Annotated in this window: 20 protein-coding genes; 16 read left to right on the top strand and 4 right to left on the bottom strand. The window is 48.2% G+C overall.

All coding sequences use genetic code 11. The annotated features are described in order from the left end of the window. Window positions 1–16 precede the first annotated feature (16 nt). Window positions 17–283 (bottom strand): DUF2626 domain-containing protein, encoded by a 267-nt coding sequence (locus BBR47_RS19355; protein ID WP_015892123.1) that lies wholly within the window; start codon window positions 281–283, stop codon window positions 17–19. 137 nt (window positions 284–420) lie between these two features. Further along, on the bottom strand, window positions 421–1,119 hold the full coding sequence (locus tag BBR47_RS19350; protein ID WP_015892122.1) for a helix-turn-helix transcriptional regulator: 699 nt from the start codon (window positions 1,117–1,119) through the stop codon (window positions 421–423). Window positions 1,120–1,582: 463 nt separating this feature from the next. Between BBR47_RS19350 and BBR47_RS19345 the strand changes: the two genes are divergently transcribed. From BBR47_RS19345 to BBR47_RS19335, 3 genes are all read left to right on the top strand, one after another. Beyond that, window positions 1,583–1,960, top strand: a complete 378-nt coding sequence (locus tag BBR47_RS19345; protein WP_015892121.1) for a Spx/MgsR family RNA polymerase-binding regulatory protein — start codon at window positions 1,583–1,585, stop codon at window positions 1,958–1,960. Window positions 1,961–2,047: 87 nt separating this feature from the next. After that, the gene (locus BBR47_RS19340) at window positions 2,048–2,815 is read left to right on the top strand and encodes an enoyl-CoA hydratase/isomerase family protein (RefSeq protein ID WP_015892120.1); all 768 of its coding nucleotides are present in this window, start codon (window positions 2,048–2,050) and stop codon (window positions 2,813–2,815) included. 134 nt (window positions 2,816–2,949) lie between these two features. Continuing rightward, window positions 2,950–3,591, top strand: a complete 642-nt coding sequence (locus tag BBR47_RS19335) for an RsfA family transcriptional regulator (protein WP_015892119.1) — start codon at window positions 2,950–2,952, stop codon at window positions 3,589–3,591. 72 nt (window positions 3,592–3,663) lie between these two features. Here BBR47_RS19335 and BBR47_RS19330 read toward each other — a convergent pair whose 3' ends face one another. Further along, window positions 3,664–4,131 carry an N-acetyltransferase gene (locus BBR47_RS19330; protein WP_015892118.1) on the bottom strand — a complete coding sequence of 156 codons (468 nt, stop codon included), beginning with the start codon at window positions 4,129–4,131 and terminating at the stop codon, window positions 3,664–3,666. 276 nt (window positions 4,132–4,407) lie between these two features. Here BBR47_RS19330 and BBR47_RS19325 point away from each other — a divergent pair, with 276 nt between their 5' ends. The 10 genes from BBR47_RS19325 to BBR47_RS19280 all read left to right on the top strand — a co-directional run bounded on the left by BBR47_RS19325 (window position 4,408) and on the right by BBR47_RS19280 (window position 14,433). Further along, entirely contained in the window at window positions 4,408–5,763 is a 1,356-nt protein-coding gene (locus tag BBR47_RS19325; protein WP_015892117.1) for an acetyl-CoA carboxylase biotin carboxylase subunit, read from the top strand. A gap of 36 nt (window positions 5,764–5,799) precedes the next feature. Further along, on the top strand, window positions 5,800–6,012 hold the full coding sequence (locus tag BBR47_RS19320) for a biotin/lipoyl-containing protein (protein WP_015892116.1): 213 nt from the start codon (window positions 5,800–5,802) through the stop codon (window positions 6,010–6,012). A gap of 51 nt (window positions 6,013–6,063) precedes the next feature. Further along, a complete protein-coding gene (locus BBR47_RS19315; RefSeq protein WP_015892115.1) occupies window positions 6,064–6,963 on the top strand; it encodes a hydroxymethylglutaryl-CoA lyase in 900 nt (299 codons plus the stop codon). A gap of 38 nt (window positions 6,964–7,001) precedes the next feature. Further along, window positions 7,002–7,775, top strand: a complete 774-nt coding sequence (locus tag BBR47_RS19310) for an enoyl-CoA hydratase-related protein (protein WP_015892114.1) — start codon at window positions 7,002–7,004, stop codon at window positions 7,773–7,775. Between the two features lie 17 nt (window positions 7,776–7,792). Next, the gene (locus tag BBR47_RS19305; protein WP_015892113.1) at window positions 7,793–9,331 is read left to right on the top strand and encodes an acyl-CoA carboxylase subunit beta; all 1,539 of its coding nucleotides are present in this window, start codon (window positions 7,793–7,795) and stop codon (window positions 9,329–9,331) included. Between the two features lie 171 nt (window positions 9,332–9,502). Further along, window positions 9,503–10,468, top strand: a complete 966-nt coding sequence (locus BBR47_RS19300) for a ketopantoate reductase family protein (RefSeq protein WP_041749524.1) — start codon at window positions 9,503–9,505, stop codon at window positions 10,466–10,468. Beyond that, window positions 10,465–10,863, top strand: a complete 399-nt coding sequence (locus BBR47_RS19295) for a DUF3397 domain-containing protein (RefSeq protein ID WP_015892111.1) — start codon at window positions 10,465–10,467, stop codon at window positions 10,861–10,863. The genes BBR47_RS19300 and BBR47_RS19295 overlap by 4 nt, the downstream gene beginning before the upstream one ends. A gap of 52 nt (window positions 10,864–10,915) precedes the next feature. Beyond that, a complete protein-coding gene (locus BBR47_RS19290; protein WP_015892110.1) occupies window positions 10,916–11,473 on the top strand; it encodes a helix-turn-helix domain-containing protein in 558 nt (185 codons plus the stop codon). A 123-nt stretch (window positions 11,474–11,596) separates the two neighbouring features. Beyond that, on the top strand, window positions 11,597–13,219 hold the full coding sequence (bshC, locus tag BBR47_RS19285; RefSeq protein ID WP_015892109.1) for a bacillithiol biosynthesis cysteine-adding enzyme BshC: 1,623 nt from the start codon (window positions 11,597–11,599) through the stop codon (window positions 13,217–13,219). Window positions 13,220–13,380: 161 nt separating this feature from the next. Then, complete coding sequence (locus tag BBR47_RS19280; RefSeq protein WP_015892108.1) at window positions 13,381–14,433, top strand: S-layer homology domain-containing protein; 1,053 nt, start codon at window positions 13,381–13,383, stop codon at window positions 14,431–14,433. A gap of 39 nt (window positions 14,434–14,472) precedes the next feature. On the opposite strand, the gene BBR47_RS19275 is transcribed toward BBR47_RS19280, so the two are convergent. Continuing rightward, a complete protein-coding gene (locus tag BBR47_RS19275; protein ID WP_015892107.1) occupies window positions 14,473–15,735 on the bottom strand; it encodes an APC family permease in 1,263 nt (420 codons plus the stop codon). Between the two features lie 144 nt (window positions 15,736–15,879). Here BBR47_RS19275 and BBR47_RS19270 point away from each other — a divergent pair, with 144 nt between their 5' ends. The 3 genes from BBR47_RS19270 to mraZ all read left to right on the top strand — a co-directional run bounded on the left by BBR47_RS19270 (window position 15,880) and on the right by mraZ (window position 18,702). Then, complete coding sequence (locus tag BBR47_RS19270; protein ID WP_015892106.1) at window positions 15,880–16,776, top strand: LysR family transcriptional regulator; 897 nt, start codon at window positions 15,880–15,882, stop codon at window positions 16,774–16,776. A gap of 83 nt (window positions 16,777–16,859) precedes the next feature. Continuing rightward, a complete protein-coding gene (locus tag BBR47_RS19265) occupies window positions 16,860–18,119 on the top strand; it encodes an adenosylhomocysteinase (RefSeq protein ID WP_015892105.1) in 1,260 nt (419 codons plus the stop codon). A 151-nt stretch (window positions 18,120–18,270) separates the two neighbouring features. Further along, on the top strand, window positions 18,271–18,702 hold the full coding sequence (gene mraZ / locus BBR47_RS19260; protein ID WP_007717680.1) for a division/cell wall cluster transcriptional repressor MraZ: 432 nt from the start codon (window positions 18,271–18,273) through the stop codon (window positions 18,700–18,702). Window positions 18,703–18,709: the final 7 nt, after the last annotated feature.

Here is an 18,709-nt window from a genome sequence, read left to right as displayed (position 1 = left end):
AGGCGAGCATCTTTTTTTACATAATCAATTGTAGCAAAGCGTGTTCTTGTGGGCCAACAGGCATCACGAAGAACGTGTAATACGTGAATCCAACAAAAGACAGGAACATGAAGCCGAAGAAAATGTTTAAGTATACTCGTTCAGTCAGGTTCATGTAGCTCAAAGCTACGAAGAAAGCAGTCAAACTGAAGAAGATGAGCGCCATCGGGTACAATTCCCCCCAAAACGCCATCAACGCGATCACAATGGTCCAGAAACCAAGAACGCGATACATACGATCCATTTTTGTCCCCCCTTTTTGCCTCCAACGGTAAGATTTACAAGATTCCTCCCCCATTATATAGGAGAGGTGAACACGTGTAAACGATAAAGGTATGACGGATTATTGTCACCCGAGCAGGAGAGATAGGACTTGCGGTGCTAATACTGAATCACCGTATAGTTGCAAGATTGGCAACCGCGAATTTTGGAATCATCCTCACGTAATTCAATGTTCCCCAAGTACGTTTCGAATATTCCCATCAAAAGAGCGTTGTGCATCTGGCATACGGCATTCGGGTATTTTTTTGCGCTGTCAGAGAAGGTGCAATTATTCACGCGAAAACGCAGCTTTCCTTCAGCCATTGCTTCGATGTCTGGTTTCAATCCCTGAGCCACGACAATCCGATGGACCAGGTCCAATTTTTCTTCCATAGAGGCTGTTTGTAAATTGATTCCGCTTCGGACAACCGCCCGTTTTGCCATTTCTGTTCCAATGCGATGTCCCATTTTAATGAGAGCGGCTTCGCCAGCTTCGCCGAGCGATAGCAGGCTTTCAATCGCGATATCGGCCAATAGCTGATAGTCACGAGGTGGGAATTGCAGACTCACAACCTGTTCAGATAGTGAGTACAACCGACTGGGACGTCCTCCCTTACCGCTTTTGTCTGTAACAGCAGTGAGTAAATTTACGTCCTCTAACTTCGTCAAGTGCAAGCGTGCCACATTTGGGTGGATAGAGAAGTGATCAGCTATATCCTGAACCGTAATGGGATCTTTACTGTAGGCGACAAATTGGTAAATGGAAAAACGGGTGGGGTCAGCTAAAGCACTGGTTAACTTTTGCGCATCGTGGTCCATGCCGATACCCCTTTCTCAAAACAATCTTCATAAAGATCAAATTCAAAAAGTCGTCTTTTCAGCACCGAGAAAGTGGTGAGAACCTGAAAAAGGAGGAGCGGAGTGTAGGGGACCTACATGAGCACCGGCCTTTGAAGGTGAACGCCTCTTTCGATGTTGCCCAAGCTTTCAGGGCTCCTTCGTGATCAAAAGACGACTTTTTGAAGATCTTCATAAGTGTATCCCATTTTGTGTTACTTGTTAAGGTAGCAGTGTGCTACAACAGCATATCACACGAATTTTCATCTAGTTTTTAAATTAACTACTATTGACATAGTGTTAATGAAGCAGTAAAATCCAAAGTAAGGAAGGAAAGTTAATTGACTAACCTTTCGTAAGAGAACGAACGAAACATCATGAACTGCAAATCGCAAGACTTTTATAGATGAAATCATTCGTGATAGTTGAGATGGAGGGGTAACCAATGGCCGTTGCTGAACGTACACAAACACAAAAATTAACGTTTTTTACTTATCCGAGCTGCACATCCTGTCGCAAAGCGAAGGCATGGCTGGCAGAAAACGGAGTGAACTATGAAGAGCGTCACTTGTTCAAAAATCCACCGACAGCAGAAGAACTGCTGGATATTATTAAAATGACTTCAAATGGCTTGGATGAAATCTTGTCCACGAGAAGTCAGCGTTTTAAAAACCTGGATGTCGATATTAATGATATGTCGGTGAAGGAATTGCTCGAAATGCTTAGCGAAGAGCCTCAGCTTTTGAAACGTCCGATCCTGACTGACGGTGAAAACCTGATCGTCGGATTCAATTCTTCCGCCATGCAAAATTTGTTGTCTTAATGAAGAGGGGGTAAAGGCCTCCTCTTTTTTGTTTGTCCATCGAAAGGTAAAATAAAGCCACTAGCTGATAAAAAGGTGGGAGTTCATATGGAGACCTTGCTTTTGCAAAAACAGGACGGTATTGCCACAATCACATTAAATCGGCCGCATGTACATAATGCCATCAGCGTGGAGCTGGTTGACGAGCTGCATCAGGTTCTGCAAGATTGCCAAGCCGATCCTCGGGTGAAGGTTCTGATTGTGACGGGGACGGGCAGAAGCTTTGTTTCCGGAGGCGATTTGAATCAGTTTATTGCAGCGCGCGGCTTTGAACAGGCGCATCCTTTGCTCAGCAAAGTGACGGGGCTTTTGTCGACCATTGATCAATATTCCAAACCGGTGATAGCCATGATAAACGGTGCTGCGGTCGGAGGTGGCTGTGAGTTTGCGGGCGCGTGTCATTTTCGTTTTGTCAGTGACCGGGCCACCTTCGGGTTTGTACAAATCAGCATGCATATTACGACAGGCTGGGGTGGAGGAAGTCGGCTGTTGGACTTGCTGCCAGAATCAAAAGCACTCGCTCTCCTGCTGACTGGAGACAGATTGCGGGCAGAGGAAGCCAAGTCCTACGGTTTTGTTGACGAGGTATATCCGGAAGAGGCGCTGCATGAGGAAGTATATCGTTTCGCTCGAAAAATCGCTGCCCAGCCGCTAGCTGGCATTGAGGCGTACATGCAGATCCTGAAGTGGAAGCGTATGGGTCTTCCGCAAGAAGAACGAATCCGGCGCGAAGTGAGTCAATGTGCGCATCTATGGGGCAGCCCCGAACACGTCGCTGTAGTGGAAAGCTTCCTGACAAAGCGCCCAACATCCTGATCGATATAGTCCTTTTCGTTTAAACATTTATTTGCTTGGACATACTTTTTCTAGTAGAAAGCGATTCTACAAGAGTAGGGAAAAGCATAGGATGAATTACATCATCCTTTTTAAAGGTAACGGGAGGGACTCATATGGTAGCTTCCAGACAAGACGCATGGACCGAAGATGACGATCTAGTGTTGGCGGAAGTCACCTTGCGCCACATACGCGAAGGCGGCACACAGCTTGCTGCATTTGAAGAAGTGGGTCAAAGGTTGGGAAGGACAGCAGCTGCGTGCGGCTTCCGCTGGAACAGTTGCGTGCGCAAACGGTACGATGCGGCCATTTCGATTGCGAAAAGCCAAAGGCAACAGTTGAAAAAGCTCGGGAGGATTCAAGCACCACCCCCTGTGGTTGCTGAGGTCGAGGTCGTCACGTTGCATACAAAACGTGCTGAGACACCAGTAGCAGAGGTACAAATGTACACCGATGTAGAGGAGCAGCAGATTGAAGCAGTCATTCGCATGCTCGTCAATCAAAAAGAATTGACTCGTCGCTTGCGACAATTGGAACAAGAGTTGGAAGGAAAAGAGTTGGAGTTAAAAGAATTGAAAGAAGCCCACGAACGCGCTAGAAAAGAGCTGGATCAGGTTCAGGGTGTCAATGATGACTACCGTGCATTGGTACAGATCATGGAACGTGCACGCAAGCTTGCTTTTTTACAAGAAGAGGATTCCAACAAAGCGATCTTCAAAATGGATGAAAACGGAAATTTAGAGCGCGTTGAAAAATAAGCGCGAGGCATGAAAAAAGAAGCGGTGTTGATCCGCTTCTTTTTGTTTACGCATTCATTGATAAAGAGGGAGCTAGTCTTGCAGCTCTACGCTCTCTGGCAACCATACGTACGGGTTTTCGCCACGGTCACGCATGAGGTTGTACTTCACAGGCGTGAAGCCCATTTTCAACCAAAAATCGTCTGCACGACAGCGGGAGTTGGTTTTAATAGGAGCTCCAAAGCTCTTCGCGTGGTTAACCAAAGCAGTTCCGTAATCTTTGGAGCGGTAATCAGGCAGGACCTCGAGCTTCCATAGCTCGTAATAGTCTTGCGCAGGTTGGAAGTAACGGTCGTATTTCCCGTCAATTTTGTAGAGGCTCATACGTGCTACCAGAAGATCGTTGTCATAAATACCGTAAAATGGAGATTCCGAATCGTTTTCCACGATGTTCGCCTCCAGGTCTTCCTTCATAGAAAGCTCCTCCAGGCCAAATTCGCGAAACTTCTGGAATTCCTCCAGTGTCTTATAGTTGATTTGCAAACGTCTTACTTCAAACATGGTTAGCCACTCCTCTCACAGCTCTTTGCCTTGGCCACCTTTTGGCCCCGCCCCTTTATTATACACGATGATTGGCTTTTCCGAAGTGTTTTTCTTTTTTTATTGGAGGGATTGGCAGGAAATGATTTCGCTATCTTGGAAAAATTTAAAATTTCATTCTAGAACTATGATCGTTCTCGTGGCACAATAGAAAGTAGCATCACATGATACAAACCAGGCAAACAATTTGGAAGCGCTTACGGTTGTAGTCGGTTTGTCAAGGAGGGGAGCGTTGCCATGAATAAGGTATTAATCGCAAACCGTGGTGAGATTGCCAGACGAATTATCCGTACATGCAAGGCAAGAGGAGTGGCTACGGTTGCTGTCTATTCGGATGCAGACAAGGATCTGCCGTTTGTACGTGAAGCAGATGAGTCCGTCCATATTGGTCCACCGCCCGTTCCACACAGTTACCTGAACGTAGAGGCCATTCTTGCAGCAGCGAAAAGCACCGGTGCCGATGCCATTCATCCAGGCTACGGTCTTTTGTCAGAAAACGAAGCTTTTGCCCGCCGCGTTCTGGAGGCAGGTCTCCTATTCATTGGGCCTACCCCCGAGGTTATCGGTCAAATGGGTGACAAGCTGACTGCCCGACGTATGATGGAGGCTGCGGGAGTACCAGTCGTTCCAGGGTGCGAACAGGCTATCGATTCTCCAGATGAAGCAGCTGTCATCGCGGTGTCCATCGGATATCCCGTGATGCTCAAGGCCAGTGCTGGCGGCGGAGGAATCGGGATGCACATTTGTCGAGACGAGGCAGAGCTGCGTCAAGCGTACCAATCGGCGAAAGGTCGCGCAAAAGCGTATTTCGGAAACGATGCGATGTACTTGGAGAAATACGTAGAACGCCCGCACCACATCGAAGTGCAGGTGGTCGCCGATCAGGATGGAAACGTCATCCACTTATTAGAACGGGAATGCTCCATACAGCGCAGACATCAAAAGGTGCTCGAGGAAAGCCCTTCGCCCTTTTTGAGCACAGCAACTCGAGAGCTTCTGTGCGATGCAGCGGTTACAGCAGCGAAAGCAGTGGGCTACTCGGGTGTAGGAACAGTCGAATTTATCGTAGATGAGCAGAAAAACTTTTACTTCTTGGAAATGAATACACGCTTACAAGTGGAGCATCCCGTGACGGAAGAAATGACGGGCATTGACCTCGTGTCGCTCCAACTGGACATTGCTGATGGTCACCCGCTGTCGATCAAGCAAGAGGACGTCAAGGCTCTGCGTCACGCGATTGAGCTGCGTGTCTATGCGGAAGACCCTGTCACCTTCCTGCCCTCACCAGGGACGATTACGTTGTACCAGCCACCAGCATTTGAGGATGTACGAATTGATGATGGGGTAGAGACAGGTACACAGGTGACTCCTTTTTACGACCCGATGATTGCAAAGGTCATTGTATCTGGGGTGACAAGAGAAGAGGCTGTGCAACAGGCGCAGAAGGCTATGGATCATTTTCTGATTACTGGCATTAAAACGAACATTCCGTTTTTGCAAGAAGTATTACAGGACGAACAATTCCGAGCAGGTAACTATACGACATGGTTCGTTACTGAGCGTGGAGCCGCGTCAAGCTCGGAAAAACGTTAAGCTAACAAAAACGATATGTAAGGGAGAGAACCATCTATGAAACAAGTAGCAGCCAATATGGCAGGAACCGTTATAAACGTCCTGGTGCAGCCAGGTGACGAGATTAATGAAGGACAAGACGTTCTTGTACTGGAATCGATGAAAATGGAAGTTCCTGTACAGGCTCAAGCCTCAGGCAAGGTTGTGGAAGTAAAAGCGAATATTGGCGATTTTGTCAACGATGGCGATATCATCGTCGTTTTGGAATAGGATTAAAATGCTTCTAAACTGAGCGGCCGCTAGGCGAGGGGGTGACTTGTTGTGCGTGTACAAATCGTGGAGGTCGGTCCTCGTGATGGGCTGCAAAATGAGAGCGCGATCGTTCCGGCAGCGGCAAAAATCGCACTGATTCATAAGCTGATGGCAGCAGGCTTGAAGCGGATAGAAGTAAGTTCGTTTGTGAATCCGAAATGGATACCGCAATTAGCGGATGCTGACGAGGTCTTGCAGGGAATCAATCGCAGCCAAGGGGTAATGCTCAGTGCATTGGTACCCAATATTCGCGGCCTGGAGCGGGCGCGCCAAAGCGGACTGACAGAGATTGCCCTGTTCATGTCTGCCTCTGAAACGCATAATCAAAAAAATATCAATAAACCGATAGCAGACACGTATCCGATCCTGCGGGAGGTTGCCCAGGAAGCGCTGGCTATCGGGATGAAAGTTCGCGGATATATCTCAACGGTATTCGGTTGTCCATACGAGGGAAACGTTCCGCTAGACAATAGCCGCAGGGTGACAGAGGCTCTGTTGAAAATGGGAGTGTACGAGATTTCTCTCGGGGATACGATCGGGGTTGCAACACCGAAGCAGGTTCATGAGGTCTTTGGAGAGCTTGTGAAAGATGTTACGAACGAGCGCTTAGCCGCCCATTTCCATGATACGAGAGGAACGGGATTGGCGAACGTAGCAGCAGCGCTAGAGGAAGGAATCCGCATCTTTGACAGCTCAATCGGTGGCCTCGGCGGATGCCCGTATGCGCCAGGAGCTGCCGGCAACATTTCGACTGAAGATTTGGTCTACATGTTGCATGGAATGGACTATGAAACGGGCGTCGATCTCGAGAAGTTGATTGAGGCTGGCGCGTATATTGGGCAGCAGTTGGGCAAAGAGCTCCCCTCAAAAGTCCTGCGGGCATCCCTCGCAAGCAAACCAGCTGGATGATCTGTATTTTCCACACATTCGCAAAGAGGGGATAAAAGATGACGGTTTCCCTGCAAAGAGAGGGCGCGATCGGCGTACTAACGCTGCAACGGCCAGAAGTTTTTAACTGCCTCAATCTTGAAACACTTGTGACTCTGCGCGGCTTGATCAGTGAAATCAGCCATGATCGTGACATCCGGACAGTCATTGTGACAGGTGCTGGTGACAAGGCGTTTTGCTCCGGTGCAGATTTGAGAGAGCGGCGCTCCATGTCACCACAGCAGGTCGATGTCTATATCCAAACGATTCGAGATACGTTCACAGAGCTGGAAAAGCTACCGAAACCAGTCATCGCGGCGATTAACGGGCTGGCGCTGGGAGGCGGTACAGAATTGGCGCTGGCGTGCGATCTGCGAATCATGAGTGAGCAGGCCCAGATGGGATTAACGGAGACCTCGCTCGGGATCATCCCGGGTGCTGGCGGAACACAACGTTTACCTCGGCTAGTTGGAAAAGGCGTCGCCAAGGAACTGATTTTTACGGCGCGGCGTGTATTTCCAGAGGAGGCACTGTCCATCGGGTTAGTTAATCGGATAGTTCCCGCTGATCAACTCATGGCGACAGCCATTTCTTTGGCCGAGCAAATTTCAGCGAATGCTCCACTTGCCCAAGCCCAAGCCAAGTTTGCCATTGATTGTGGAGGAGAGGTCGAGCTAGCAAGCGGACTTCAGATTGAAAGCAACGCGTACAAGCTGCTCGTCCCAACGAAAGACCGCCTAGAAGGACTCACAGCTTTTCAAGAAAAACGAAAACCGATATACCGCGGAGAGTGACGAGGGGGATTACGCTGATGACCAAACATTTGGAAGACACATTGCACGAAAAAATCGCCCAAGTAGTGCAAGGGGGCGATGCCAAGTATCATGACAAGCTCAAGGAGCAAAACAAGCTGTTCGTTCGCGATCGCCTCAAGCTATTGTTCGATGACGAGTTCATGGTTGAGGATGGGTTGTTCGCGAATGTCATGGCAGGAGATCTGCCGGCGGATGGAGTTGTGACCGCAATTGGCAAGGTAAATGGTCAAACTGTCTGCGTGATGGCCAACGATTCAACAGTGAAAGCCGGGTCCTGGGGATCGCGGACCGTCGAAAAAATTATTCGCATTCAAGAGACAGCCGAAAAAATGCGTGTTCCACTTCTCTACCTGGTCGATTCAGCAGGAGCGCGTATCACGGACCAATTGGAGATGTTCCCAGGCCGACGGGGGGCTGGGCGAATTTTTTACAACCAAGTGAAGCTATCCGGCAAAATTCCACAAGTGTGCATTTTGTTTGGACCTTCTGCTGCTGGTGGCGCTTATATCCCAGCTTTTTGTGACATTGTCATCATGGTCGACAAAAACGCGAGCATGTACTTGGGCTCTCCGCGTATGGCGGAAATGGTGATCGGAGAAAAAGTGAGCTTGGAAGAGTTGGGCGGTGCACGCATGCATTGCTCCGTCAGCGGATGTGGCGACGTACTAGCGGCCAATGAAGAAGAAGCGATTCAAGCAGCGCGTAGCTATCTGCGTTTCTTCCCGGCGAACTATACATCGACGCCACCGACTGCACTGGCAAAGGCCCCTGTGTCAACAGCGAAAGAAATCACGAGCATCGTGCCCGAGAACCAAAATGCAGCTTTCAATATGCATGATGTCATTACAGCATTGGTCGACGAGGATTCGTTCTTTGAGATCAAAAAATTATTTGCTCAAGAGCTGATTACCGGATTGGCACGTCTGGATGGCAAGCCTGTCGGAATCATTGCCAACCAGCCGCGTGTGAAGGGAGGCGTTTTGTTTGTCGATTCGGCTGACAAGGCGGCTCGATTCATCACACTGTGCGATGCGTTTTCCATTCCACTGTTGTTCTTGGCGGATGTTCCTGGCTTTATGATTGGGACAGCCGTAGAGCGGGCAGGCATTATCAGACACGGGGCAAAAATGATCTCCGCCATGGCGGAAGCCACGGTACCGAAAATATCCGTCATTGTACGCAAAGCGTATGGTGCCGGCTTGTATGCAATGGCCAGCTCTGCATTTGAACCAGATGCTTGCCTCGCACTGCCCGGTGCCCAAATCGCCGTAATGGGACCAGAAGCAGCCGTTAATGCCGTCTACAGTAACAAAATACAGGCGATTGAGGACCCGGCAGAGCGTCAAGCGTTTATTCAGGAAAAACGTAGAGAATATCAGGAAGACATCGATCTGTACTTGCTGGCATCGAACTTGATTGTAGATGCTGTTATACCTCCAAGCGAACTGAGACGCGAATTAATCCAACGCTACGAGGTTTACAAGGAAAAGCGCCACGTTTTTTCGGACAGAAAGCATGCTGTTTATCCCGTATAAATCAGGGGTCAGGCTATCGTCAAAGGGCGATAGCCTTATTTTTTTACAAAAAATGTGAAAGGGCCTAGGAATATTTCGATAATTTCGATCTTTTTTTGTGGCAATCAATTGAACAATCCCGAAAACTCTGTTATTCTTGAAAAATAAGCATTGATTAATGTGGGTGAACAAATGCTGCTAGAACCAATGATGTGTCAGGTGGTAGTGGTAGGTGGCGGGTCTGTCGGGTTGCTGTATGCAGCGAGGCTCGCACTTGCTGGACAACCTGTCACGATTGTCACACGCAGTTCACTCCAGGCGAATCAGCTAAATGAACGCGGGCTCAGCTTTCAAAAGCTGAATAGCGAGACAGTCACTGTTTCCGTCACCGCGAGCCCCATTGAAGAAGGATTGCCTGAAGGGAATCTGTATCTGTTAACTGTAAAGCAGCCAGATTTGCATAGCGTGCTTCCAGCCTTACGAGGGTTAGACCTCAAGGCAAGAGTGATCGCTTTGCAAAATGGCATGGGTCATTACGAATTGCTTCGAACCGTTTTAACGGAGACACAGTGCTTCTTTGCGATTAATACGGAAGGGGCAAGGAGATTGTCGCCTACAGAAGTCGTGCATACCGGTACAGGTACTTTGCGCGTAGGCTCTTGGGAGACGTCTGATTGCAATGATCCACTGATTCGCACATTTGTTGAGTGGGCAATATCAACAGGCATGGAGGCTGTCTATGAAAAGGCAATACAGCCCTTCGCTTGGCGCAAGCTCATCGCAAATGCGCTGATCAATCCGTTAACCGCGCTTTTTGAAATCCCAAATGGTGCTCTCCTCGAAAATTCACATACGCAACAGCTCATGCGTGCTTTATTTGTGGAAGCAGCTACAGTGGCTGCGTATGCCGGACAAAAAATCGAGGATGCAGACTTGCAGGAAATTGTCTCCATTTGCCGAAATACTTCCCGTAATCTTTCCTCCATGCTGCAGGATATTAAGAAGCGCAGACCGACGGAAGTGCAGTCTATCAACGGCTATCTCGTCCAAGTAGGACAAAAGGCCGGTATTCCGACACCGCTGCACGAAACCTTGCTTCGCGTTATCCTTCTTAAGTCAGACATGGGAATACGGAAGGAGGGAGGCGACAGTAGATGACCTTTTTGGCGAATGTCTGGGCCTATTTGTGGGGGACGCTGACGGTTGTGCCGTTTCTCGGATTTCCGATCGTTTATTTCATCTTGTATGGAATGACGCGGAACAAGAAATTGGCAGGCCGCTTCGCGATAAATATCACGAATCTTTTGGTGATTCGCTCTGCCGTTTCCACTTACGAACTGATTTGGCCCGAGGCATTTTCCGCTTGGTGGTGGGTAATCTGTTTTTACCTGGTGGTAATCATGCTCCTTGGGTGGGTACAGATGAAGTTGAAGGGGCGGCTCTCCCTCAAAAAGGTAGGATTTTCAGCCTGGCGATTGTCGTTTCTCTGGTTTGGAATCGTCTACATAGTGCTGTTTACGACCGGAATTATCAAAACGATGGGTGTCGTGTAAAGCACTGTTGATACATATCGTATTTATTCCGATAAGAAAGAAGGTTGGAACTATGCGACTTCCCATCGAGACCATCGGTCATAAGATTCGAATGATTCGGAAAGAACGCGGCTTTACCTTGGAAATTATGGCAGGAAAGACAGGGTTGAGCAAAGGTTTGCTGAGCCAAGTAGAGCGTGGAATTTCGCAGCCGTCACTGGATTCGCTGTGGAAAATCACCAAAGCTCTGGAGTCACCCATCATTCATTTTTTCGAAGATATTGATCAAAAGCAGGTGCATGTGACTCGCTTGCAAAAACGCAGACAACTGGTCTTTCCTGAATCGACGGGCACTTATTCGCTACTCTCGATGGGAGGTAGTGCCAAGCTGGGGATGCTGGAAGTGCGACTGATGCCTGGAGAAATGGCTGTTGACAAGTTCGTGCAGTCAGAGGGAGAAGAGTGCTTCACGGTCATCACTGGAAGTGTGACAGCACGCTTCAACGATGAAGAGCATGTATTGGAAGCAGGAGACAGTATTTCATTTGACAGCAGTAAAACGCACTCAATCGAAAATACAGGAGAAACGGAAGCTTTGTTAATCTGGTCCGTCAACCCACCGCAATTTTAATGCAAGCGCAAACAAGCTTGTATTACACTTTGACAACCCATTAAAGTGGGTTGTCTTGTTTTTTGTGGCTGTGGAGCATGTTATAATTTTGGTTGACCATGGCCCGAAGAAAGGTGAGCTTGCATGAATGTTGAATGTCTTGCGCTTCCATTGGCGAATCCGCTGGCACAGGAGTACCAGCAGCAAAATGCCTCTGCATTACAGTTTTTTGCGCATAATCCCTACCGTGAACAGTCCTACCGAGAACGCGTGGAATGGCTCCAAAGTCAATCCTATCCTCACCGGAACCAGCTCGTGGAAGGTTTATATCGTTTTAATAAAGAGATGGGCTCTCACCCTGAAGCACTGAAAAATATCGAGTTGCTCAAACGGCCGGACACCTATGTGGTCATCGGCGGTCAGCAAGCAGGAGTTCTGGGTGGACCACTCTATACGGTCAACAAAGCTGTTCATCTGATCCAGGCAGCGAAGAGGTTGTCTGCCGAGCTTCAGGCGAACGTCATTCCGGTGTTCTGGATTGCTGGCGAAGACCATGACATCGATGAGATCGATCATGTGTACTGGGGAGCGGACGATGGAAAGCGCCTGCATAAAGAGCGACTGGCTCTGAACAAAAAGGGCCGCCAATCGGTAAGTACGCTACCCTTGGACCCTGAGCTGTGTACGCAGTTCCTGGAGAAGTTTTTCCAGGGACAAACAGAGACTGCCGAAACCAAACAGATTCGTGAGTTGCTGACGCAGACTGCGGCAGATTCGCGCACAGTCGCAGAGTGGTTTGCCCGCTTGATGGCAAAAATGTTTGGCAAGCACGGTCTCGTTCTGGTTGAATCCTCGTTGCCGTTCGTTCGTGAACTACAGCAACCCATTTTTTCACAGATCATTGAAAACAATGAGCAATTGACGAAGGTGTTGCTGCGGGCAGCGGATCGGATTTCAACTGCTGGCTATCCGCTTCAATTGCAAGTGGAAGAGCATCAGGCCAATCTGTTCGTCTATGAGGGCGATGATCGATTGCTGCTGGAACGTCACGGAGAGCGCTTCATCAATCGGAGACGTGCTTACAGTCGCGATGAATTGCTCAAGCAGGTCGCAGATTCCCCGGAGCGTTTTAGTACAAATGTTGTAACCCGTGGGTTGATGCAGGAGCATCTGTTTCCTACGCTTGCCTTCATTGGAGGTCCGGGCGAGATTTCGTACTGGGCGTTTTATCGGGAGGTATTCGAGCTATTCGGGATGCAGATGCCGATCGTATTGCCTCGTATGTCCATTACCCTTGTGGAAGGTGCTCAACTGAGACTGCTGGATAGCTTGGGGCTTTCTGTTGAACGAGTCTTGACTGATTTCGCCGCTTGGAAAACCGAGTGGTCCAAAAACCAGGCGCCACATCCACTGGAGCAGCAATTCGCTTCGGCACGGGAGTCGATGATGTCGATCTATCGTCCGTTGGTAGAGGAAGTCGTTTCTCTGGATGGCGGATTGCGTGGTCTGGCTGAGAAAAATAGTAAGCTGCTGTTAGAGCAAGTCTCCTTTTTGGAAGAGCGTCTGATTCGTTCGCTACAGCAAAAGGATGACGTAGAGCACGTGCGCGTCCAACGAATTGAGACCGCTTTGTTGCCCGAAGGTGGGCTGCAAGAAAGAAAGCATTCGTTTTTCCCGTTTGCAAATAAGTATGGTCTTGGTTTGATTGACCGATTAGTAGATGCGCCATTCGCGCATGATGGTACTCATCAACTTTATTACCTGTAAATTGCAGCGCAAAATAGTCGGATCGTCCTAGAAGTGGACCCGACTATTTTTTTGTTGTTTAAGGAGATGGAAAACTTTTCTTCCAATTATGCCGAAACTTTTCCGACAAATTCTGCGTATTAGTAGTAATGGATTGTTTTTGGGGAAAGGTGGTACTCGGGATGCAGATTACATTACAACAAATCGGGAAAAAAGCCACTCTACTAGTTGTTAGCTTGTCGGTTTTATTGACGGGCATAGCAACCGTAGGAATGAAAAAGGCCGACGCACGGGAAGAATACGTGGCCAATTCCCCTGCATTTATCGACACAAATGGACATTGGGCGGCAAAGGAAATAGGGATTGCTACCAAAAAAGGATTGATCAAAGGTTTTCCCGACGGAACCTTTAAGCCAGAGCAAACGGTGACGCAAGAACAGTTTTTATCCCTGATTGAACGCGTCATACCTTCCTTCACAGGCCATGAGCCTGAAAGCTATATCAAAGAGACCTACTTGCAGGCTGCTGCGGGACGTTGGTCGGAAAAAACCTATCACCATTTAGCTTCAGCGGGTATTATGCCATCCGGGAAACCGACGGAAAGCATGACACGGTTGGAAGCGGCAAGAACCTTGCTGGCGGCCATCGGGCATCAATCAGAAGGGGAAAAATATCGGGGAACGACTGCAAAATTTTTCACGGATCTTTCGGTCGAAAATGAAACACAGGTGATGACGGTCTACCCTGCCTACAAAATGGGGATTTTGGCAGGCTTTCCAGATGGAAGCTTTCGTCCTGATGACAAAATCAACAGAGCACAGGCAGTCGTCCTGTTAAATCGTTTGGAAACAAAAATCGATGAGCTGTACCCTGGCAACGTATCGGAGAGCGAGAAAAAGGCAATGACACAAGCAGTCTCGTCATTTGTAGGTGACGTGATGGATAAGCAAAAGATTCGTCGCTATGATGACTTGGTCGCGTATGTAAAGAAAAACAATCTCGCTGTGAGCGAATCATTTTTACGCGAGCATTTTTCGTTTATGCAGTATGAAGTGTATGATTATGTCCGGTTTCCGCAGTTTAATGAGCTGATGTACTTTGCCAAAATCGGAATGAATAAATATAGAATGACGATTCAATATTACGCAGGAGATTTGGGCGGAAGTGTTGATCGTACGTTTTACCTCACCTCCAGTGATGGCAAAACGTTTCGGCTGATTGGAAAAGATGAATAAGAAAAGAAGGCTGGGACACGACCCCAGCCTTTTTTTCTTTCAGGTATGACGTTTTTGGCAGATAAAAAGCACGAGTGCAATCAAAAGCGGATAGAGAGCGGACCACCCCAAAAAAGGATAGAGTCCTACTGTACACACGAGAGAAGTCCAGGAAGCGATTCTGCCTACGCGACTATTGTGCAAGAGCCGGACTCCAGCTAGACACCCGCCGATGTAAGTCGCAAAAAAGGTAGCATTGGGCAGCTCGATGAGTCTCGACAAGTCGATCACGTCGAAATAGAGTACGCCAAGAACGACGACAAAACAAAGGGAGAGAAACAGAAGTCCGCCGGTTGGTGTCCGGTATTTTGCGTGGAGAGTGCCAAACCAGCGAGGAGCGATCTTTTCTTGGGCCAACGAATAGGCGATGCGCGACGCAGCTCCAATGTAAGCGTTGGCTGTTGCGATACAAATGAACAAGGCGGTTACAGCTACAATCCACCCGCCGATCGGTCCTAAGGAGAGTTGAACCATGACACTGAGCGAGGCAGCCGAGATACCGCCTCCGTAGCTATGCGTAGCCACAGTCATAAAGGCTACGGCAAAATACAAGAGAGCGACGATTCCCGCACTCCACAAAACACCGCGAATCGCGTTTTTTGCAGGATCGACGAATTCCTCTGAGAGATGCGTCACGGCTTCCCACCCAATGAAGCACCAGAACATTAGACCTGCTGCTTGCACGACACTTAGCCAACCGTTTGGCAAAAAAGGGGTAAAGTGAGTGACGGAGGCATGTGGAATGCTGGCGACAACGGCCAAAATCAAAATCGTGATAATCAGCGAGACAACAACGGTTTGGACACGTGCAGCTACATGCAAGCCTACAACATTCATCATAAGGACAGCGAGAAGAAGCAGACCAGCCGCCACATATACTTGCGACTCACTCCAGTTCAGCAGGATGGCAATGTAGTTGGCCCCTGTCACACTCAGAATCGGTGCGCCAATCGGGACAGATAAGAGAAAGAACCAGCCAACCATGTTTCCGAATCGATCTCCGTACGCTGTCCGTACAAATGTAGAGACTCCGCCTGAGCTCGGATAACGAGCAGATAACAGCCCCATCGTAATGGCCATGGGCAGGACGAGAATAGACATGACGAGCCAAGCTAAAATGGAAGCAGGGCCAGCCTTCTCAGCTGCGAGTCCAGGGATGAGCAATACGCCGGAACCGATCACAGCCCCGATGTATAAGGCGACGATCTGTGGAAGTCGCAGAGTTTTAGCTAGACCGGGGGCTTGCGTGGATAATTTCCCCATAGGTAGATCCCTCACTTTTTTTACTTACCTTGTCGTTGATAACTGAAGTGTAGCATAGACATAATTATCGGAGTTATCTATAATATTAGATGATTCAAATCGATTTTTTCGATGAAATGAGGGGGGAATCTGGATACTCGTTATTTGCAAACCTTCCGTGAAGTAGCAAAATGCCAAAGCTTTACTCGTGCAGCAGAAGTGCTGGGTTACGCGCAGTCGAGTGTGACGACCCAAATTCAAAATCTGGAGTCGGAGTTCGGTGTCAGCCTATTCGAGCGTTGGGGCAAAAAGATCAGGCTTACCCATGCAGGCGAAGTGCTTCTAGGCTACAGCGAACAGCTACAAGCTGTATTAGATGAGGCAAAAGCGAATCTGTCAGAGCAAGCGCAACTGGCAGGAACGTTGCGTATCGGAACAGTGGAGTCATTGGCAGCCTTTTATTTACCTCCTTATTTGCAAAAATTCCGCTTGGAGCAGCCGCGTATGCGGATCATGCTTGCACCGGGTATCTGCCAAGACTTGAGGCAGGGAGTAAAGGAAGGAAAGTTCGATTTCGCTTTTGTGCTCGATTGGCTACAAGATCAATCTGAGCTGGAAAATGTCGTTTTAGGTGAGGAAAAACTAGTTGTTGTTGCTGCCCCTACCCATCCGCTTGTGAAAAAAGAGAAGGTAGAAACCCATGATTTTACCGGAGAAACCTGGATTTTTACAGAAAAGGGATGCAGTTACCGCGGGATGATGGAATCGGTGTTACGTGAAGCCGGCGCCACCGTGGAATCTTCTTTTGAATTTGGCAGTCTGGAAGCGATTAAACAATGCGTTGCCTATGATTTAGGAATTGCGTTACTTCCGAAAATTGTCGTACAAGAAGAAGTAAAAAATGGTACACTAGTAATACTCTCGTTTTCCCATCCGGATATCCGTGTTTTCCGACAGTTGGTCTACCATAAAAAGAAATGGATGCCGCAGGCTTTGTTGCGCTTTTTGGAGCTACTTACGGTAGAAACCGCGGAGCGTAAACTACCGCTAATAGGAAAATAATTGGAAAAACTGATGATGGTTGAACTTGCGTATGATATGATAGACAAGGTTGCTTTATGAGATAAAAGGAGGTCCATCCGTACATGAACACAGTATCTGAAAGCATCGTAAAAGATATGGCGTTGGCGCACAACGGCCATCTGAAAATTGATTGGGTAAAAGAACACATGCCTGTCTTAAACCGCATTCGTGAGCGCTTTGAAAAAGAGCAGCCGTTTGCAGGCCTGAAAGTTGCGATCTCCTTGCACTTGGAAGCAAAAACAGCTTATCTGGCAAAAGTAGTTCAAGCTGGTGGCGCTGAAGTAACCATTACCGGTTCCAACCCGCTGTCCACGCAAGATGATATTTGTGCAGCATTGGTGGAAGACGGTATCCGCGTATTTGCGAAATACAATCCAGATCCTGCTGAATACAAAGAGCATCTGATCAAAACGCTGGAAACTCGTCCTGACCTGATCATTGATGACGGTGGCGACCTGATTACTATTTTGCATAGCGAGCGCCGTGATCTGCTGTCTCAAGTGCGCGGTGGTGCAGAAGAAACGACAACAGGTATTTTGCGCCTGAAAGCGTTGGAGAAAGAAGGCAAGCTGGAGTTCCCAATGGTTGCCGTAAACGATGCATTCTGCAAATACTTGTTCGACAACCGCTATGGTACTGGTCAATCCGTATGGGATGGTATCAACCGTACAACAAACCTCGTTGTTGCTGGTAAAACAGTTGTGGTAGCTGGCTATGGCTGGTGCGGTAAAGGTGTAGCAATGCGTGCAAAAGGTTTGGGCGCAAAAGTAATCGTAACCGAAATCGACCCAATCAAAGCGGTAGAAGCTTACATGGATGGATTTGAAGTAATGCCAATGCTCGAAGCTGCGAAGCATGGTGACTACTTCGTAACAGTGACAGGTAACCGCGATATCATCAGCAAAGAGCATTTTGCTGTGATGAAAGATGGCGCAATCTTGTCCAACGCAGGTCACTTCGATGTCGAAGTAAACAAGGTTGACCTGAATGCCATGTCGACTTCTTCCCGTATTGTGCGTAAAGATATTGAAGAATTTGTCTTGACTGATGGTCGAAAAGTGTATCTGCTCGCAGAAGGCCGCCTCGTGAACCTGGCTGCTGGTGACGGACATCCGGCTGAAATCATGGATATGACCTTTGCTTTGCAAGCGGTATCCTTGGCTTATGTCAATGAACAGTACAAAAACATTGGCAAAAAAGTGCTGAACGTACCATTCGAGTTGGATCAAATGGTGGCTCAGTACAAATTAGAAGCTCTGAACATCGGAATCGACAAATTGACAGATGCGCAAAAATCCTACTTGGAAAGCTGGGTCGAATAGTCCCTCGAATCCCGTCTTTTCCCGGCAAAAAAATATGCGAAAAAATCCTGCATACAAACGCAGGATTTTTTTTTATAATAACAAATAGGTACTAGGTGGGGAAAAGTGGGGGAAAGTGGAGCCAACCGACAGGAAAGTGGGGGACCAGGGCGTGTTCATGGGGGAATATCAGCACAGCATCGACGAAAAAGGCCGCCTGACGATCCCAGCCAAATTCCGTGAAGGGCTCGGTACTTCCTTTGTGATTACCCGCGGTCTGGACCAATGTTTGTTTGCTTATCCGCAAGATGAGTGGAAACAACTAGAGGAAAGACTTAAGTCTCTCCCATTTACAAAAGCAGATGCTCGCGCATTTACACGATTTTTCTTTTCAGGTGCCACCGAATGTGAGTGGGACAAGCAGGGAAGGGTAAACATACCACCCAATTTACGTGAGCATGCAGGCATGCAAAAAGAATGTGTGATCATCGGGGTATCAAACCGTGTAGAGGTATGGAGCAAGGAACGCTGGGAAGATTATTTTGCCCAGTCAGAAGGCTCTTTTGGAGAAATTGCCGAAAAACTGGTTGATTTTAATTTGTAGCAGCGAG

The organism is Brevibacillus brevis NBRC 100599 (assembly GCF_000010165.1).
GTDB lineage: Bacteria > Bacillota > Bacilli > Brevibacillales > Brevibacillaceae > Brevibacillus > Brevibacillus brevis_D.
This window is presented reverse-complemented; position numbering and strand designations above follow the sequence as displayed.

What these genes read in the sequence shown, in the direction of transcription:
- BBR47_RS19355 (WP_015892123.1), bottom strand. Translation starts at nt 283, where the DNA reads ATGGATCGTATGTATCGCGTTCTTGGTTTCTGGACCATTGTGATCGCG.
- BBR47_RS19350 (WP_015892122.1), bottom strand. Translation starts at nt 1,119, where the DNA reads ATGGACCACGATGCGCAAAAGTTAACCAGTGCTTTAGCTGACCCCACC.
- BBR47_RS19345 (WP_015892121.1), top strand. Translation starts at nt 1,583, where the DNA reads ATGGCCGTTGCTGAACGTACACAAACACAAAAATTAACGTTTTTTACT.
- BBR47_RS19340 (WP_015892120.1), top strand. Translation starts at nt 2,048, where the DNA reads ATGGAGACCTTGCTTTTGCAAAAACAGGACGGTATTGCCACAATCACA.
- BBR47_RS19335 (WP_015892119.1), top strand. Translation starts at nt 2,950, where the DNA reads ATGGTAGCTTCCAGACAAGACGCATGGACCGAAGATGACGATCTAGTG.
- BBR47_RS19330 (WP_015892118.1), bottom strand. Translation starts at nt 4,131, where the DNA reads ATGTTTGAAGTAAGACGTTTGCAAATCAACTATAAGACACTGGAGGAA.
- BBR47_RS19325 (WP_015892117.1), top strand. Translation starts at nt 4,408, where the DNA reads ATGAATAAGGTATTAATCGCAAACCGTGGTGAGATTGCCAGACGAATT.
- BBR47_RS19320 (WP_015892116.1), top strand. Translation starts at nt 5,800, where the DNA reads ATGAAACAAGTAGCAGCCAATATGGCAGGAACCGTTATAAACGTCCTG.
- BBR47_RS19310 (WP_015892114.1), top strand. Translation starts at nt 7,002, where the DNA reads ATGACGGTTTCCCTGCAAAGAGAGGGCGCGATCGGCGTACTAACGCTG.
- BBR47_RS19305 (WP_015892113.1), top strand. Translation starts at nt 7,793, where the DNA reads ATGACCAAACATTTGGAAGACACATTGCACGAAAAAATCGCCCAAGTA.
- BBR47_RS19300 (WP_041749524.1), top strand. Translation starts at nt 9,503, where the DNA reads ATGCTGCTAGAACCAATGATGTGTCAGGTGGTAGTGGTAGGTGGCGGG.
- BBR47_RS19295 (WP_015892111.1), top strand. Translation starts at nt 10,465, where the DNA reads ATGACCTTTTTGGCGAATGTCTGGGCCTATTTGTGGGGGACGCTGACG.
- BBR47_RS19290 (WP_015892110.1), top strand. Translation starts at nt 10,916, where the DNA reads ATGCGACTTCCCATCGAGACCATCGGTCATAAGATTCGAATGATTCGG.
- bshC (WP_015892109.1), top strand. Translation starts at nt 11,597, where the DNA reads ATGAATGTTGAATGTCTTGCGCTTCCATTGGCGAATCCGCTGGCACAG.
- BBR47_RS19280 (WP_015892108.1), top strand. Translation starts at nt 13,381, where the DNA reads ATGCAGATTACATTACAACAAATCGGGAAAAAAGCCACTCTACTAGTT.
- BBR47_RS19275 (WP_015892107.1), bottom strand. Translation starts at nt 15,735, where the DNA reads ATGGGGAAATTATCCACGCAAGCCCCCGGTCTAGCTAAAACTCTGCGA.
- BBR47_RS19265 (WP_015892105.1), top strand. Translation starts at nt 16,860, where the DNA reads ATGAACACAGTATCTGAAAGCATCGTAAAAGATATGGCGTTGGCGCAC.